Below are 14,401 nucleotides of genomic sequence, written 5' to 3'. Positions count from 1 at the left end.
CGAGGCCAATACGGCATCGGGGCTTTTAAACAATCTCGGTCTGCGCTTAGTGCAGTTTGTCTTTAACCTGTGCGATGGCGTCATCAATCAAGCCGTTTTGATCCGCAGCGGTCGTCTTCGACGCCACAACTTCAGCAGCAGCAGCGATGGCGACGTTGATCGCGCGGTCACGAATTTCGCGCACAGCACCGGCTTCAGCGCTGGCGATCTGGTCCTCGGCACCTTTCAGGCGACGGGCAATCGACAGCTTCAGATCTTCCTTGGCCTGCGTGGCAGCAGCTTCGGCTTCGCGCTTGGCTTCGGCGACAATGCGGTCTGCCTGCTCGGCCACTTCCTTTTGCTTGCGCTCATAGGACGCCAGCAGGGTTTGGGCTTCTTCGCGCAGGGCCTTGGCCTCATCAAGCTCGGCTTGAATGGTCTGGGCACGCTTGTCGAGCATCCCGCCCAACATGCCGGGAACCTTGTAGTAGAATAGCACCGCGATGAACAAGATGAACGCGAGCAGCACGACGAAGTTGGTGTTGTGCAGCGAGAAGAAAGGGCCACTTGCGGCCAACGCCGGAGCGGGCAGCAATGCCGTAAGAGCGAGGAGCTTCTTCATCTCTTATCCCTTCATCTTTGCAGTGACGGCGGCGGTGATCGACTTGGCGTCAATCTTGCCCGGTGCCACAGCCGACACGATGTCTTTTGCAATGTCCTTGGCCACAGTCGCAGCGCTTTCAGCGGCGCTGTCACGAATGGCCGCGATAGCTTTTTCACCTTCAGCCGCACGTGCCGCAATTTCTGCGTCCGCTTTGGCAATGGCCTTGTCCAAATCCACCTGAATGGCGGCCTTGGTTTCGCCGACGATCCGGCCTGCCTCGGCGCGCGCATCGACAAGGGCTTTCTCATAGGCAGCTTCCGCGTCGATGGCCTGTTGTTTCAGGTCCTCGGCGGCAGCAATGTCGTTGGTGATGGTGCCGGCACGTTCTGCCAGAACCGATCCGATGCGCGGCAGCGCAACGCGCGACAGCACGAAGTAAATGACCACAAGCGTGATCAGCAACCAGACGATCTGGTTATCAAAGCTCGAAAAATCGAGCTGCGGCATACCCGCCGAGGCGCCGGCGTGATCGCCGTCAACCCCAAGCGCATCGGCCATGCCCTGCGCTTCTGGGCTAAGGTTGTGTTCAGCCATGCTGACCTCCGAAGTGCCTTGTTACACCGGACGAGGCACCGAATGCCCCGCCCGACCGTAAGGATAGTATAGCTTGGTTCTTAAACAGCGAACATCAGCAGAAGAGCGACGAGGAACGAGAAGATCCCCAGAGCTTCCGCGAATGCGATGCCGATGAACAGTGTTGCAGTCTGCGAAGCAGCTGCGGACGGGTTGCGCAGAGCGCCGGACAGATAGCTGCCAGCCACGTTGCCCACACCGACGGCTGCGCCGCCCATGCCAACAGAAGCCAGGCCTGCGCCGATGAATTGACCCATTTGTGCGATATCGCCTTCCATGTCTTTTCTCCTTACGATGGAATTGAGGTGATTAGTCTTCGTAACCTTAGTGCGAAGGATGCAGCGCATCTTTCAGATACACACAGGTTAGAATTGCGAACACGTAAGCTTGGATACCGCTTACGAGAATTTCCAAACCATACATGGCGGTGATTGCCAGAATGGACAGGGGTGAGATTGCCGCGATGGCTGCGAAGCCCGCGAAAACTTTGATAACAGCGTGACCGGCCATCATGTTGCCTGCCAAACGAATGGAGTGGCTGACGGGGCGCACGAAGTAGCTAATAACCTCGATCAACGCCAGAATGGGGCGTAGCGCCAGAGGCGCCGAGGACACCCAGAACAGGCCTAAGAAGCCGGCACCGTTTTTGACGAAGCCAAGGATTGTGACTGCGAGGAACACCATCATCGCCAGCACACCGGTAACAGCGATATGCGAGGTGGTGGTGAACGCCATCGGCAGCAGGCCAAGGAAGTTGGACACCAGAATGAACATGAACAGCGTCATGATATAGGGGAAGTACTTCACGCCGTCCTTGCCGGTGACGTCTTCGACCATCTTGTAGACGAAGCCATACATCATCTCGGCGATGGACTGGCTGCGCGATGGCACGATGGCGCGGCGCGAGGTGCCGAAGACCAGCAAAACGATGATACAAACAACCGTCAGGGCCATCCACAATGTCACGTTGGTGATCGTGAACGCGCCGACATCGCCGTTGCCAAACAGCGGCTTGACGATGAATTGGTCCATCGGGTGAAAAACCAGACCGCCGTCTTCTGCGCCGTGAGCTTCTGTCGCCATCTGTTCAGTCCTTCTCGTTGGCCGCTTTGGCCAGATGTTCGTTTTGGACCTCTTTGGCGGTGCGAAGCATAACGTTCACCCCGGCCGCGAAGCCCAGCAATGTGAAGATCACCAGAAAAATCGGCAATGTGCCGAACAGCCAGTCGAGGCCGTATCCGATGGTCAGGCCGATCCCAAGACCGGCAACAAGTTCCGTCACCATGCGCCAGCCCTGCTGGGCCCCCGAATAGTGCTCGTCCCCCCTTGGCTTTTCAGCCTGAGAGGTTTTCTTGAGCCCTTCGATCCGCTCGCTCAGCGCATCCAGCTGGGCCTTATTCGGGTCATTGGTCATCAAAAGACACCCCTCGGGAGGTTTGCAGGAGGGATAGGCCGCGGGCCGCACAGAGTCAATCACCCTCAACAGTCGCTGAAAACCACTTTAACCTTATGATATTTATACCTTAAACCGAGCTCCATCCGAAGCTGGACACCACGCCGCAGGCCCCCATGCAGTTTTTTGATATTCAACCATTTGGTTGACGATTGCGCCGCCCCGCGCCATGACACCGCCATGAGCACCGCCCTTGATACCACCTTCGCAGCCCTTGCCGACGGCACCCGCCGCGCCATTCTGGCGATGCTGCTGGAGGATGACATGGCGGTCACCGATGTGGCCGAGCCGTTTGAGATGTCACTGGCCGCGATTTCCAAACATCTGACCATTCTGACCCGCGCCGGTCTAATCACTCAGGAAAAGCGCGGGCGCGTGAAGTGGTGCAAGCTGGAGCCGGAGGCCATGCGCGAGGCCATCGTTTGGATCGAGAGCTTTGGCCAGCTGGAGGCGCTGAACTTCGACGCCTTCGAGCAATTCCTGAACAAAGAACTCGGCAGCTAGTCCTTCAGCAACATTCCCAAGGCAAGCACCGTCAATGCCACCCCCGCCAGAACCAGCGCCGGTGGGGCGGTGCCCCCCAGGGCCAGCTCCCACAGAATGACCCAACTGGGTACGAGGTAGGTATAGGCCATCACCTTCGACGACGGCAGTCGCAGCGCCGCATATTGCAGCAGCACGAAGGTCATCGCCGATGCGGCGACTGACACATAGAGGATGGTCACCCACACAATCGCGGGCAGCGCGGCCCAGTCGGTGGCCCACAGATCGGACCACCCCCAGATCGTCAGCAGCCCCAACCCGCCCAACAGGGTAAAGAAGGAAAACACCACCGGTGCCTCGCCGCGGTTCAGCTTGCGCACCAGCGGAGTGTAGATTGCATGCGCGGCACAGCCAACGAAATAGACGGCTTCGCCCCGCCCAACCTCGAAGCCCAGCAAGGCCTGCACATCCGCCCTGAAAATCACCCACAACGCCCCGACGGCCCCCAAAGCCAGAGCCAGCGCCATACGGGTGGTTAAAACCTGACGCAGCAGAATATATCCTGCCCCCGCCGCCAGTACCGGCGTCAGGGTAAAGACCGCCGCCGCGCTCACTGGCGGCGCTGTCTTCAAGCCTTCGAACATCAAAACGAAATAAGCCGCGAATATCCCGCCCAAAAGCAAATAGCGCCACGGGGCCACCAAGGCCCTGCGCGGCAGCCCTGTTGTCACCAGCGCCGCCACCCCGATCACCACGCCCGCAATCGCAAAGCGCACCGCATTCAATGCCGCCGGTGATATCTCGTTGGCCGCCAACGACCCCAGCGAGAACGATCCCGCCACCAGAACCGAAAACAGCAGCATCGCCGCATGGCCACGCAGCGCCGGTGTCACAAGAACCCTCTTACAGCTTCATCTTGGCTCAAATATTCAATCCTCACCCTGCCCCGTGCACGCCCTTGCCTGTTTGGCCTCACACCCGCCACAAAGCGCCAGAAATATCGCGCGCCGCAGGCGCTCATTCAGGTCAGCCCACGCCTAAAGGTCGCCCCACCCTTTGGCTTCCTCTTTCAAAAAGGTCACAAAGGAATGCACCTTCGCGGTTCTGTGCAAATCCACGTGGGTCACACACCAGAAAGTTGACGACCAGCTCTGCTCGGACGGAAGCATCTCCTTCATATCCGGATGCGCATTGCCGATATAGGAGGGCAGAAACCCGATTCCTGCACCGGCGATAACGCCGTCCTGCACCGTGTTGGTGTCGGAACATTTGTAGACGACATTCTCCTCCGGCACGTGCTCCCCCATCCAACGCATAAAAGGCGCACGCAGGTTCAAGGTCGACATGCGGCAGAAGCGGTGGTTGGGGATATCCTCCATCCCCTTCAGCGGGCCATGCCGGAACACGTAATCCTTGTGGGCATAAAGCCCCATCGGCATTTTCGCCAGTTCCTGCACGATATTGTCCAGATCATCTCCCGGCGCACCGGCGCGCAGGGCCACATGCGCTTCGCCGTATTCAAGCCGCAAGGGCCGCGTATCGACGATCAGCTCGGCGCGGATATCAGGGTTGTCAGCTTGGTATTTGGTAATCGTGCGCGCCATCAGCGGTGACATCTGCGGCAGGCAGGTGACGATCAGATCGCCTGACACCGATGCTCCGCGCCCGTGTATACGGCCCGCCAGCTGCGTCAACTGATCCTCGGTCGCCGCGGCCACGGTCAGCAAATCCTCCCCCGCTTCGGTCGGGGTGTATCCGCGCGCATGGCGCTGGAAAAGCTTGGCCCCTAACTTGCCTTCAAGGCTGTCGATATGGCGGATAACGGTGGCATGGTGCACGCCCAACACCTCTGCCGCGGCACTCACCGTGCGCAGGCGCGCGACTTGATAGGCGGTACGATATTCGTCCCAGTTGTCGATTTCCATAAGCCGCCGCCTCCCTTGTGCGCAAATGCGCGGACCTCGCCGAACCATTCCACATCGGTTTTATTTTGCAAAGCACAAAGCGCGGCCACGCCACAGCACCTGCCCTTTTCAATCCTGCGCCGTCTGGTAGTCTTTGCATCATGAAAGTCACCCGCAACCTGCCCGAGCAATTGATTGTCGAGAACAGGCCTTGGGTCGTCTCCCTCGCCCTTGTCGGGGGCTGGCTTTTGTTCTTCGGTATCGGTCTTTCGATCTTGCTAAGCGGGCAAGCCATGGGCCTGATCTTCATGGCCGCAAGCTTCATTCCCGTCGTCCTGCTTTATTTCTTCGCCCGCCGCACTCAAGCGCTGTTCCTGCGCTCTGAAGGAAAACTGGTTATCCGGCGCAAAACGCTGCTGGGCGGGTCCGTGGTCGAGCATCAGTTGCACGAAGTTCAAAATGCCATTGTGCAGGCCAGCCACACCAAGAAGGGCGGCACAACCTACCGCGTGGCACTGGTCTTTCCCGAGGGCCAAAGCGCAGGCATCCACCCTCTGGTCTTCGCCTATGACAATTTCAGCGACCATCACGGGATCGCCGACACAATCAACCAGTGGCTGACACAGGCATCATGATCACGCGAGACAATCGCCCTTCCAGGCTGGTTCTGGACCAGAAACCCGGGATGGTGGCCTGGTTCCTTGCGGCCTTCGTCTTGGCATGGGTTTATATATCGATCACCATTCTCAAGAGCGGCGACCCCATCGGCTGGATATTTCTGGCAGCCGTGATCATCCCGCTGTTCTTTCTGACATTTGTCGAACGTCAGACGCTCACTCTGGATCGCGACGCGGATGCTCTTATCCTTACGCGGCAAACCATCTTCAAAAAGCGCCAGATGATCGACGAGTTGGGGCTGGTCCGAGGGGCCAGAATCAGGTGGCGTGGACAAGGCTCAACCCGATCGGGGCGGCTGGTTTTGCAGCGAGATACAGGCCCGCTGGAGTTCGGCTCCCCGCAACCGCAAAGCCGCGCTCGGAGTCTGGCCCGAGAGGTCAACGCGTGGCTTGACTCCAAAGGCCCCACCGCGTAGATCGCCCACAACATCCGGAAGCACCAGACTTCCGGTCCCCGCTTGAAGCAGGGATCGCCCCCCATCAGCGCGTCGCGCCCATGGGGGCCAAACTGTTTGTTTGGACCCACTTGTGACAAGTGGCGGGGGCAATTGTCGTTTAGCCGGTCCGTGCTTAGGTAGGGGTCACATGTGAGGAAGAAGGAGCCGAGAGCCCATGTTTGAGAACCTGTCCGAACGCCTCTCTGGCGTCTTTGATAAGCTCACAAAGCAAGGCGCGCTGTCCGAGGACGACGTCAAAACCGCCCTGCGCGAGGTGCGTGTCGCCCTGCTGGAAGCCGACGTCTCGCTACCCGTCGCCCGCGATTTCGTCAAAGCTGTCGCCGACAAGGCCACCGGCCAGAACGTCACCAAGTCGATCACCCCCGGCCAGCAAGTCGTCAAGATCGTCCACGACGAGTTGAAACATGTGCTGGCAGGCGACGACGATACGCCGGGCGAGTTGAAAATCGACAGCCCGCCCGCTCCGATCCTGATGGTGGGTCTGCAAGGCTCCGGTAAGACCACGACGACCGGTAAGCTGGCCAAACGGCTGAAAGAGAAAAACAACAAGCGCGTGCTGATGGCATCGCTCGACGTGAACCGCCCTGCGGCGATGGAACAGCTGGCGATCCTCGGTGTGCAGATCGGCGTCGACACCCTGCCGATCGTCAAGGGCGAGAAGCCCGTCGACATCGCCAAGCGCGCCAAGCAACAGGCGACGCTGGGCGGCTACGACGTCTACATGCTCGACACTGCGGGCCGTTTGCAAATCGACGAAGTGTTGATGCAGGAAGTCGAAGACGTCCGTGACATCGTCAAACCGCGCGAAACGCTGCTGGTGGTCGACGGCCTGACCGGTCAGGTCGCCGTTGAGGTCGCTGAGGAATTCGACGGCAAGATCGGCATCTCCGGCGTTGTGTTGACCCGTATGGACGGCGACGGTCGCGGCGGCGCGGCCCTGTCGATGCGCGCGGTCACGGGCAAGCCGATCAAATTCGTCGGCCTTGGCGAAAAGATGGACGCGCTTGAAACCTTCGAGCCGGACCGCATCGCAGGCCGCATCCTTGGCATGGGCGACATCGTCGCCTTGGTCGAGAAAGCACAAGAAACCATCGAGGCTGAACAAGCCGAGAAGATGATGAAGCGCTTCCAGAAGGGTCAGTTCAACATGAACGACCTGAAGAACCAGCTTGAGCAGATGCTCAAGATGGGCGGCATGGAAGGCCTCATGGGCATGATGCCCGGCATGAAGAAAATGGCAGGTCAGGCCAAAGAGGCAGGCCTCGACGACAAGATGCTGAAACAGCAGATTGCCCTGATCCAGTCGATGACCAAACGCGAACGCGCCAACCCGCAGCTTTTGCAAGCGTCGCGCAAGAAGCGCATCGCCAAGGGCGCGGGGATGGAGGTCTCGGACCTGAACAAACTTCTGAAAATGCAGCGCCAGATGGGCGACATGATGAAGAAGATGGGCAAAATGGGCAAAGGCGGGATGCTGAAACAGGCCATGAAAGGCATGTTTGGCAAGGGCGGTATGCCTGACATGAACGACCCGGCAGCCATGGAGGCGGCGGCCAAACAAATGGGCGCGAAGCTGCCCGGCGGAATGGGCGGTATGCCCGGCATGGGTGGCGGCGCGCTGCCCCCCGGCCTGTCAGGGTTCGGCAAGAAAAAATGACCGTGACCTTTTCCACCCCCACGCTTGAGACAGAGCGCTTGATCCTGCGCGCTCCGAAAGCCGCGGATGTAGACGCTTACGCTGCGCATTACGCGTCGGAGCGGTCGCAATATATCGGCGGCCCGAAGGATGCAGAGGATGCGTGGGAAATCTTCTCCTTCGAGGCCGGCCACTGGATCATGCGCGGTTTCGGCCACTACATCATCACCCGTAAAGGCAACGATCAGGCCATCGGGTTGACCGGACATTTCGCCCCCCCGTGGTTTCCCGAAAAAGAAATCGGTTGGGCGTTGTTCGACAAAAAAGACGAGGGCCAAGGTCTTGCCCTTGAAGCAGCGAAAGCCTGCTTGGATCACGCTTGGAACGTGCTGAAATGGGATACCATCGTCAGCTACATCGACCCGCGCAACACGGCCTCGATCAAACTGGCAAAGCGTCTTGGCGCGGCGCACGACCCTGAGGCGAAGTTCCCGAACCCGCTCAAGACTTGGGGGCTCGTTTACCGCCATCCAAAGCCGGAGGCCGCGTAATGGGCCACCGCGACATCCCCGTGCTGGAAACCGAGCGTCTGGTCCTGAAAGGGCCGGAGCCGCAGGACTATCCCGACTTCAAGGCGACCTTCACCAGCTTCCGCGCCCGCTACATGGGCGGGCCGTTGAACCCGTATGAGGCGTGGATGCTCTATGCGGCCGAAATCGGCCACTGGGAAATTCGCGGCTTCGGCATGTGGATGATCCACGACAAGGAAACCGACGCGACGCTTGGCATGGCAGGCGGCTGGCAACCTGCCTTGTGGCCGGAGCGCGAACTGGCTTGGATCATCTGGCCCGAAGTTGCGGGCAAAGGCTATGCGCTGGAAGCCGTCGACGCCGCGCGCCGCCATTTCTACAAATCCGGCTGGGAGGGTGCTGTCAGCTACCTTGACCCCTACAATCTGGATTCTGTCCGTCTGGCCGAGCGTCTGGGCTGCGTGAAAGACAAGGAAGCGAAATCCATCGGGGATGATGACGCGGTCTACCGCCACCCTGCCCCCGCTGCGCTGAACGACACCCAGCTGTCCCACGGCATCGCCATGGAAGTTAGCCATTACCAAGACCCTGCCTTCAAACCGAAAGGGTTCGCACTTGACTGATCCCGTCACAAAAGCCGCCGAGCTGTTGAAAGAGCACCGCGCCAGCATCGACCGTCTGGACGCAATCCTCGTCTATACGCTGGGCGAGCGGTTCAAGCATACCCAAGCCGTGGGCAAGCTGAAGGCCGAGCATAATCTGCCGCCGTCGGATCCCGACCGTGAGGCAAAACAGATCAACCGTCTGGAAGACTTGGCAAAACGTGCCGATCTGGACCCCGAATTCGCCAAATCCTTCCTGAATTTCATCATTCGGGAAGTCATCCAAAACCATAAAACGTTTCAATAATTTCGGACACTTGTCCGGCACAGCCATCTTAAGGAGAACTACACAATGGCAATGAAAATCCGTCTGGCCCGTGGTGGGTCCAAAAAGCGCCCCTTCTACCGTGTTGTCGCAGCCGACACGCGCATGCCACGTGACGGCCGTTACGTCGAGAAATTGGGCACATACAACCCGCTGCTGCCAAAAGACAGCGAAGAGCGTGTAAAGCTCGACATGGAACGCGTGCAGTACTGGCTCGACCAAGGCGCGCAGCCTTCTGACCGTGTGTCCCGCTTCCTGGAAGCTGCTGGCGTTATCGAGAAGAAAGAGCGCGCCAACCTGAAAAAAGGCGAGCCGGGCAAGAAAGCTCAGGACCGCGTTGAAGAGAAAGCCGCAAAAGCTGCTGCCGCTGCTGAAGCTGCTGCTGCTCCGGCTGAGGCTCCTGCAGAAGAAGCACCGGCTGAAGAAGCTGCTGCGGAAGCATCCGCAGAGTAATCTGCGCTTGAGCAATGCGTGAATTCGAACCGGCCTTCCGGGACGAGCTATATGAGTTGATGCGGTGGCGGCGCGATGTGCGCCGCTTCCGCACCACACCCCTGGACGAGGCACTGCTGATGCGGTGCCTCGACGCATTTTCGCATGCCCCCTCCGTGGGCCTGTCGGAACCTTGGCGCATCGTGCGTGTCGAGAGCGCCGAAGCCCGCGCCGCCGCCCGCGCCAATTTCGAGGTCGCCAATGCCGAGGCCCTTGCCCGCTATGACGGTGACCAAGCTGACAATTACGCAAAACTGAAACTGGCGGGGATGGACCAAGCGCCGGTGCAACTTGCGGTCTTTTGCGACGAAGCTACGACCAAAGGCCACGGCCTTGGTGCAGGCTCCATGCCCGAGATGCGCCGCTATTCGGTGGTGTCCGCAGTCACCCTTTTCTGGCTCGCCGCACGTGCCGAAGGCTTGGGACTGGGATGGGTCTCCGTTCTTGACCCTGCGCAGCTGTGCCGCGATCTGGATGTGCCAGAAGACTGGGCCTTAATCGGCTATTTCTGCATCGGCTACCCTGAAGCCGACCACGAAACACCCGAATTGCTGCGCGAAGGCTGGGAAGCCCGTGCCGCCGCGTTGGATATCCGAAGCATATGAGCCCGCGTTACGTCATAGGTGTCGTCCATGCGGCCCATGTTGCGGCGGGCAAGCGGCAGGGCTTTGTGGCCTTCAGCCACGGCAAGGAAGCCGCCGTGCGCAATTTGGATGTGGGCGACAAAGTGATCTTCTACGCGCCAAAAACCGAATTTGACGGAGACCCTGTGCAGGCTTTTGTGGGCCACGCCACCATCACCGGCGACGCCCCGCGGCAGATGGATTACATGACCGGCATGCCAGCATGGGTGCGGGATGCCGAATTTGACGACGTGGTCGAAGTTCCCGTGCGCCCGTTGTTGGAGGACTTGTCCTTTGTCACCCGCCCCAGCCATTGGGGGATGGCATTCCGCCAAGGTAAATTTACAATCCCTGAAGCCGACTACCGCCTGATCGCCAATGCCATGGGGCTCGACACATGATCCGACGTATGTTCACGCTGGTGTTTATGGGGCTGGCCTTCTATGGCGGGCTCAAGGTAGAGCGCGGGCTGTCGGAAGGCCGCTGCACCCATGCGGGCGGTGCCATGGTCAACGGGGTTTGCATTGGAGCACGGTCAGAATGAGCAAAGATAAAATTGTTGTCGGTGCAATTGCCGGATCCTTCGGCGTCAAAGGCGAGGTGCGGCTGAAAAGCTTCTGCGCCACTCCCGAGGATATCGCGTTGTACTCCCCACTCACGGGCGACAACGGCGTGGAATACACCTTGAAGATCACCCGTCAGGTCAAAAACGGCTTTGCCGCCCGCCTGTCAGGCATTCGCTTCAAGGACGAGGCGGACGCGCTGCGCGGTGTCAAACTTTCGGCAGATCGCGACCTGTTGCCCTCCCTGCCCGACGACGAATACTACCACGCCGATCTGATGGGCTTGGACGTGCTGGATACCGGCGGCGAGGTCATCGGCAAAGTCGCAGCGGTCCTGAACCACGGCGCAGGCGACATTCTGGAGCTGCGCGGTCCAAGCCTCAAAGGCTCCGTTCTGCTGCCCTTCACGCTTGACGCGGTGCCGACGGTCGATCTTGCCGCAAAGCGCATCATCATCGACCCGCCGGAAGGCTTGTTGGACTAGTATGAGTACCCCGCCCAGATCCCATGGTCGCAAGACCATTTCCGCCTCTCTCACGCCAAGCGATTTGATGGCCGAACCAACACGCCTGAAGGGCGCGTGGGCAGCCAAGATCATAACGCTGTTTCCCGACGCCTTTCCGGGCGTCTTGGGCGCGTCGCTGACAGGCAAGGCGCTGCAAGAGGGCAAATGGACGTTGGAGGCGATCGACCTGCGCATCTTCGGCGAAGGCAAGCACCGCAATGTAGACGATACGCCTTACGGCGGTGGTGCTGGCATGGTGCTGCGGGCCGATATCGTCGGCAAGGCGCTGGACTTCGCCAAGCGGGGCACGACCGAGCGCGCCAAATGGCCCGTTGTCTACCTGTCGCCGCGCGGCAAGCCGTTCACTCAAGCCAAAGCGGCTGAATGGGCGCAGGCAGACGGCATCACCATGCTGTGCGGACGGTTTGAAGGTGTGGATCAGCGGGTACTGGATCACTACGAAATTGAAGAGGTCAGCGTGGGTGACTTCGTGCTAACAGGCGGCGAGATCGCAGCGCAGGCGATGATCGACGCGACCGTGCGCTTGTTGCCGAATGTGCTGGGGAATTCAGACTCAACGGAAGACGAAAGCTTCTCCGACGGTATAACGCTGGAGCACCCGCAATACACCCGCCCCGCCGAGTGGCGCGGCTTGGGTGTGCCGGACATCCTGACCTCCGGCGACCACGGGAAAGTCGATGCTTGGCGGCGCGAGCAGTCAGAGGCGCTGACCAAAGCGCGCCGGCCCGATCTTTGGGCCAAGCGCGAAGAGGGTGAAGGCTAGACCTTCACCACCATTTTGCCAAAGCTGCGGCCCTCGAGCAGGTCGTTCAACGCGGCGGGCGCGTTTTCGAGACCGTCAACGACCTGCTCTTTATACTTCACTTTGCCGTCGGCCAGCCATCCGGTCATCTCGGCGGCGAACTCTTTGTAAGTCTCCGGCCCGAAGCTGTCGAAGATGATGAAGCCCTGAACCTTGACCTTCATTCGCAGGATTGTGCCCATGATGACCGGCCCCATGTCGGGGCCATCCGGCAAGCCCGGCAAGTTGTACCAAGCCACCATGCCGCAGACCGGCATCCGCGCGAACGGGTTCAGCAGGGGCAGTACGCCGTAGAGCACTTTGCCGCCGACATTCTCGAAATAGACGTCGATGCCGTCAGGGCACGCGTCTTTCAGCTGGGCCGCGAAGTCGTCAGCCTTATGGTCGATGCACGCATCAAACCCAAGATTGTCGACCACATGCGCGCATTTCTCCGCCCCACCAGCGATGCCGACAACGCGGCAGCCCTTGAGCTTGGCGATCTGGCCCACTGTCGCCCCCACGGGGCCGGAGGCGGCGGCGACCACGACGGTCTCGCCAGCTTTGGGTTCCCCGATTTTCAGCAACCCCGCATAGGCCGTGTAACCGGGCATACCCATAATTCCCAAAGCCCAGGACGGGTTCGCCGGATCAGCGCCAAGGTTCAAAACCTGATCGCCATTAGAGACCGCGTAATCCTGCCAGCCGCTCCCGGACAGCACGTAGTCGCCTTCGGCAAAGCCCTTGACGTCGGAGGTGACGACCTGTGCGACCACCTGCCCCGTCATGACTTCGCCCAGCTTGACCGGCTCGGCATAGGATTTGGCGTCGCTCATCCGGCCGCGCATGTAGGGATCAAGCGACAGGTATACCGTGCGCAGTAGCATCTCGCCCGCGCCAGCGGTGGGGATATCGGTCTGCTCAAGACGCAAAGTGTTGTCGTCCGGCAGGCCCTGAGGGCGCTCGGCCAGAACGATGCGGCGGTTGCTGGTGTCTGATTGTGTCATGGGACGCTCCTTGGGTATGGTTCCTTCAAGGATGGGCCGTGCAGGTGCGCGCTTCAACCGTTCCGCTGCGAAACGCGCTAAAAATCGTGTCTGGGGTGATGGCCGCTTGATCTACGCGGCGAACCCTCCTATACCCCGCCAATCTGGAATCAGAATACTGACCGGAGCCTTTGTTTTATTGGCCATCCAACGCGCTTTTTTCGGCGCACATCGTGGATGCAAAGCTTGGGCGCTCAAAGCAACGTCGATCTAATCTCTGGCGGGCGCTTTCTCGGAAACGAGGGCGGACCCGGAAGGAAACCAAGAGCTCTTAGACCGCGAGACATATTCTCCGGGTAAACCGGGATCAGAAAAGGAGCGTTTCAGATGAACCTGATCGCACAACTAGAAGCGGAACAAATCGCCGCTTTGGGGCATGATATCCCCGACTTCAAAGCGGGTGACACCATCCGCGTTGGCTACAAAGTGACCGAAGGTACACGTAGCCGTGTTCAGAATTACGAAGGCGTTTGCATCGCGCGCAACAACGGCAAAGGTATTGCCGGTTCGTTCTGCGTGCGCAAAATCTCCTTCGGTGAGGGCGTGGAACGTGTGTTCCCACTGCACTCCACCAACATCGACAGCATCACCGTTGTGCGTCGTGGCCGCGTTCGTCGCGCCAAGCTGTACTATCTGCGTTCGCGTCGCGGTAAATCCGCTCGTATCGCCGAGGATTCCAACTACAAAGCGCCCAAGGCGTAAGGGGAACTGTCATGAAAAAAGATACTCACCCAGAATACCACACCATCAACGTCAAAATGACCGATGGCACAGTGCTTGAGATGAAATCCACTTGGGGCGCTGAAGGCGACCAGATTTCTTTGGACATCGACCCTTCCGTGCACCCCGCATGGACCGGCGGCAACCAGCGCCTGATGGACACTGGTGGTCGTGTTTCCAAGTTCAAAAACAAATACGAAGGACTGGGCTTCTAAAAGCCGTACCCTTCGACGCAGATCAAAGCCGCACCCTTCGGGGGGCGGCTTTTTTCATTGGACACGCCAAATACCGTGGCAGGCGGACCTGTCACGGGTTTGGGATACGCTCTGTCTGGATATTTGCAACGCGCGCGCCCTCTAAAGGCGC

The 14,401-nt window shown here is 59.6% G+C and carries 23 protein-coding genes; 15 read left to right on the top strand and 8 right to left on the bottom strand.

Features of this window, described 5'->3' with window-relative positions; all coding sequences use genetic code 11:
* Positions 1–46: 46 nt before the first annotated feature.
* The 5 genes from BUB72_RS07655 to BUB72_RS07635 all read right to left on the bottom strand — a co-directional run bounded on the left by BUB72_RS07655 (position 47) and on the right by BUB72_RS07635 (position 2,630).
* Positions 47–601, bottom strand: a complete 555-nt coding sequence (locus tag BUB72_RS07655) for a F0F1 ATP synthase subunit B (protein WP_073142447.1) — start codon at positions 599–601, stop codon at positions 47–49.
* A 3-nt stretch (positions 602–604) separates the two neighbouring features.
* Entirely contained in the window at positions 605–1,141 is a 537-nt protein-coding gene (locus tag BUB72_RS07650; RefSeq protein ID WP_073142950.1) for a F0F1 ATP synthase subunit B', read from the bottom strand.
* Between the two features lie 116 nt (positions 1,142–1,257).
* On the bottom strand, positions 1,258–1,494 hold the full coding sequence (locus BUB72_RS07645; RefSeq protein ID WP_073142444.1) for a F0F1 ATP synthase subunit C: 237 nt from the start codon (positions 1,492–1,494) through the stop codon (positions 1,258–1,260).
* A gap of 46 nt (positions 1,495–1,540) precedes the next feature.
* Entirely contained in the window at positions 1,541–2,299 is a 759-nt protein-coding gene (locus BUB72_RS07640; RefSeq protein WP_073142442.1) for a F0F1 ATP synthase subunit A, read from the bottom strand.
* 4 nt (positions 2,300–2,303) lie between these two features.
* Entirely contained in the window at positions 2,304–2,630 is a 327-nt protein-coding gene (locus BUB72_RS07635; RefSeq protein WP_073142440.1) for an AtpZ/AtpI family protein, read from the bottom strand.
* A 219-nt stretch (positions 2,631–2,849) separates the two neighbouring features.
* Between BUB72_RS07635 and BUB72_RS07630 the strand changes: the two genes are divergently transcribed.
* Complete coding sequence (locus BUB72_RS07630) at positions 2,850–3,173, top strand: ArsR/SmtB family transcription factor (protein ID WP_073142946.1); 324 nt, start codon at positions 2,850–2,852, stop codon at positions 3,171–3,173.
* Here the strand turns inward: BUB72_RS07630 and BUB72_RS07625 are convergent.
* Together BUB72_RS07625 and BUB72_RS07620 are read right to left on the bottom strand one after the other, a co-directional pair.
* Positions 3,170–4,045 carry a DMT family transporter gene (locus tag BUB72_RS07625; protein ID WP_139250633.1) on the bottom strand — a complete coding sequence of 292 codons (876 nt, stop codon included), beginning with the start codon at positions 4,043–4,045 and terminating at the stop codon, positions 3,170–3,172. The genes BUB72_RS07630 and BUB72_RS07625 overlap by 4 nt on opposite strands.
* Before the next feature lie 144 nt (positions 4,046–4,189).
* A complete protein-coding gene (locus BUB72_RS07620; protein ID WP_342742151.1) occupies positions 4,190–5,077 on the bottom strand; it encodes a LysR family transcriptional regulator in 888 nt (295 codons plus the stop codon).
* Positions 5,078–5,217: 140 nt separating this feature from the next.
* Between BUB72_RS07620 and BUB72_RS07615 the strand changes: the two genes are divergently transcribed.
* The 12 genes from BUB72_RS07615 (at position 5,218) to trmD (ending at position 12,251) form a co-directional block, all read left to right on the top strand.
* Entirely contained in the window at positions 5,218–5,691 is a 474-nt protein-coding gene (locus tag BUB72_RS07615; RefSeq protein ID WP_073142942.1) for a hypothetical protein, read from the top strand.
* The gene (locus BUB72_RS07610; RefSeq protein WP_139250632.1) at positions 5,670–6,149 is read left to right on the top strand and encodes a hypothetical protein; all 480 of its coding nucleotides are present in this window, start codon (positions 5,670–5,672) and stop codon (positions 6,147–6,149) included. The genes BUB72_RS07615 and BUB72_RS07610 overlap by 22 nt, the downstream gene beginning before the upstream one ends.
* A 196-nt stretch (positions 6,150–6,345) precedes the next feature.
* Entirely contained in the window at positions 6,346–7,848 is a 1,503-nt protein-coding gene (gene ffh, locus BUB72_RS07605) for a signal recognition particle protein (protein ID WP_073142435.1), read from the top strand.
* On the top strand, positions 7,845–8,378 hold the full coding sequence (locus BUB72_RS07600; protein WP_073142432.1) for a GNAT family N-acetyltransferase: 534 nt from the start codon (positions 7,845–7,847) through the stop codon (positions 8,376–8,378). The genes ffh and BUB72_RS07600 overlap by 4 nt, the downstream gene beginning before the upstream one ends.
* Positions 8,378–8,980, top strand: coding sequence for a GNAT family N-acetyltransferase (locus BUB72_RS07595; RefSeq protein WP_073142430.1), 603 nt, complete (start codon positions 8,378–8,380; stop codon positions 8,978–8,980). The genes BUB72_RS07600 and BUB72_RS07595 overlap by 1 nt, the downstream gene beginning before the upstream one ends.
* Positions 8,973–9,266, top strand: coding sequence for a chorismate mutase (locus tag BUB72_RS07590; protein ID WP_073142428.1), 294 nt, complete (start codon positions 8,973–8,975; stop codon positions 9,264–9,266). Before BUB72_RS07595 ends, BUB72_RS07590 begins: the two co-directional genes overlap by 8 nt.
* A gap of 45 nt (positions 9,267–9,311) precedes the next feature.
* A complete protein-coding gene (rpsP, locus tag BUB72_RS07585) occupies positions 9,312–9,737 on the top strand; it encodes a 30S ribosomal protein S16 (RefSeq protein ID WP_073142425.1) in 426 nt (141 codons plus the stop codon).
* A 14-nt stretch (positions 9,738–9,751) separates the two neighbouring features.
* Positions 9,752–10,381: a 5,6-dimethylbenzimidazole synthase gene (gene bluB / locus BUB72_RS07580; RefSeq protein WP_073142423.1), complete on the top strand. Its 630-nt coding sequence runs from the start codon at positions 9,752–9,754 to the stop codon at positions 10,379–10,381.
* Positions 10,378–10,800, top strand: a complete 423-nt coding sequence (locus BUB72_RS07575) for an EVE domain-containing protein (RefSeq protein ID WP_073142420.1) — start codon at positions 10,378–10,380, stop codon at positions 10,798–10,800. The genes bluB and BUB72_RS07575 overlap by 4 nt, the downstream gene beginning before the upstream one ends.
* Positions 10,797–10,943, top strand: a complete 147-nt coding sequence (locus tag BUB72_RS18780) for a hypothetical protein (RefSeq protein WP_175549131.1) — start codon at positions 10,797–10,799, stop codon at positions 10,941–10,943. The genes BUB72_RS07575 and BUB72_RS18780 overlap by 4 nt, the downstream gene beginning before the upstream one ends.
* Entirely contained in the window at positions 10,940–11,446 is a 507-nt protein-coding gene (rimM, locus tag BUB72_RS07570) for a ribosome maturation factor RimM (RefSeq protein WP_073142418.1), read from the top strand. Before BUB72_RS18780 ends, rimM begins: the two co-directional genes overlap by 4 nt.
* Position 11,447: 1 nt before the next feature.
* The gene (gene trmD, locus BUB72_RS07565) at positions 11,448–12,251 is read left to right on the top strand and encodes a tRNA (guanosine(37)-N1)-methyltransferase TrmD (protein WP_073142414.1); all 804 of its coding nucleotides are present in this window, start codon (positions 11,448–11,450) and stop codon (positions 12,249–12,251) included.
* On the opposite strand, the gene BUB72_RS07560 is transcribed toward trmD, so the two are convergent.
* Positions 12,248–13,276 carry an NADP-dependent oxidoreductase gene (locus tag BUB72_RS07560; RefSeq protein ID WP_073142410.1) on the bottom strand — a complete coding sequence of 343 codons (1,029 nt, stop codon included), beginning with the start codon at positions 13,274–13,276 and terminating at the stop codon, positions 12,248–12,250. The genes trmD and BUB72_RS07560 overlap by 4 nt on opposite strands.
* 366 nt (positions 13,277–13,642) lie before the next feature.
* Here BUB72_RS07560 and rplS point away from each other — a divergent pair, with 366 nt between their 5' ends.
* On the top strand, positions 13,643–14,017 hold the full coding sequence (gene rplS / locus BUB72_RS07550) for a 50S ribosomal protein L19 (protein WP_073142406.1): 375 nt from the start codon (positions 13,643–13,645) through the stop codon (positions 14,015–14,017).
* Between the two features lie 11 nt (positions 14,018–14,028).
* The gene (gene rpmE, locus BUB72_RS07545; protein ID WP_073142404.1) at positions 14,029–14,250 is read left to right on the top strand and encodes a 50S ribosomal protein L31; all 222 of its coding nucleotides are present in this window, start codon (positions 14,029–14,031) and stop codon (positions 14,248–14,250) included.
* Positions 14,251–14,401: the final 151 nt, after the last annotated feature.

This window comes from Litoreibacter ascidiaceicola (assembly GCF_900129235.1).
GTDB lineage: Bacteria > Pseudomonadota > Alphaproteobacteria > Rhodobacterales > Rhodobacteraceae > Litoreibacter > Litoreibacter ascidiaceicola.
This window is presented reverse-complemented; position numbering and strand designations above follow the sequence as displayed.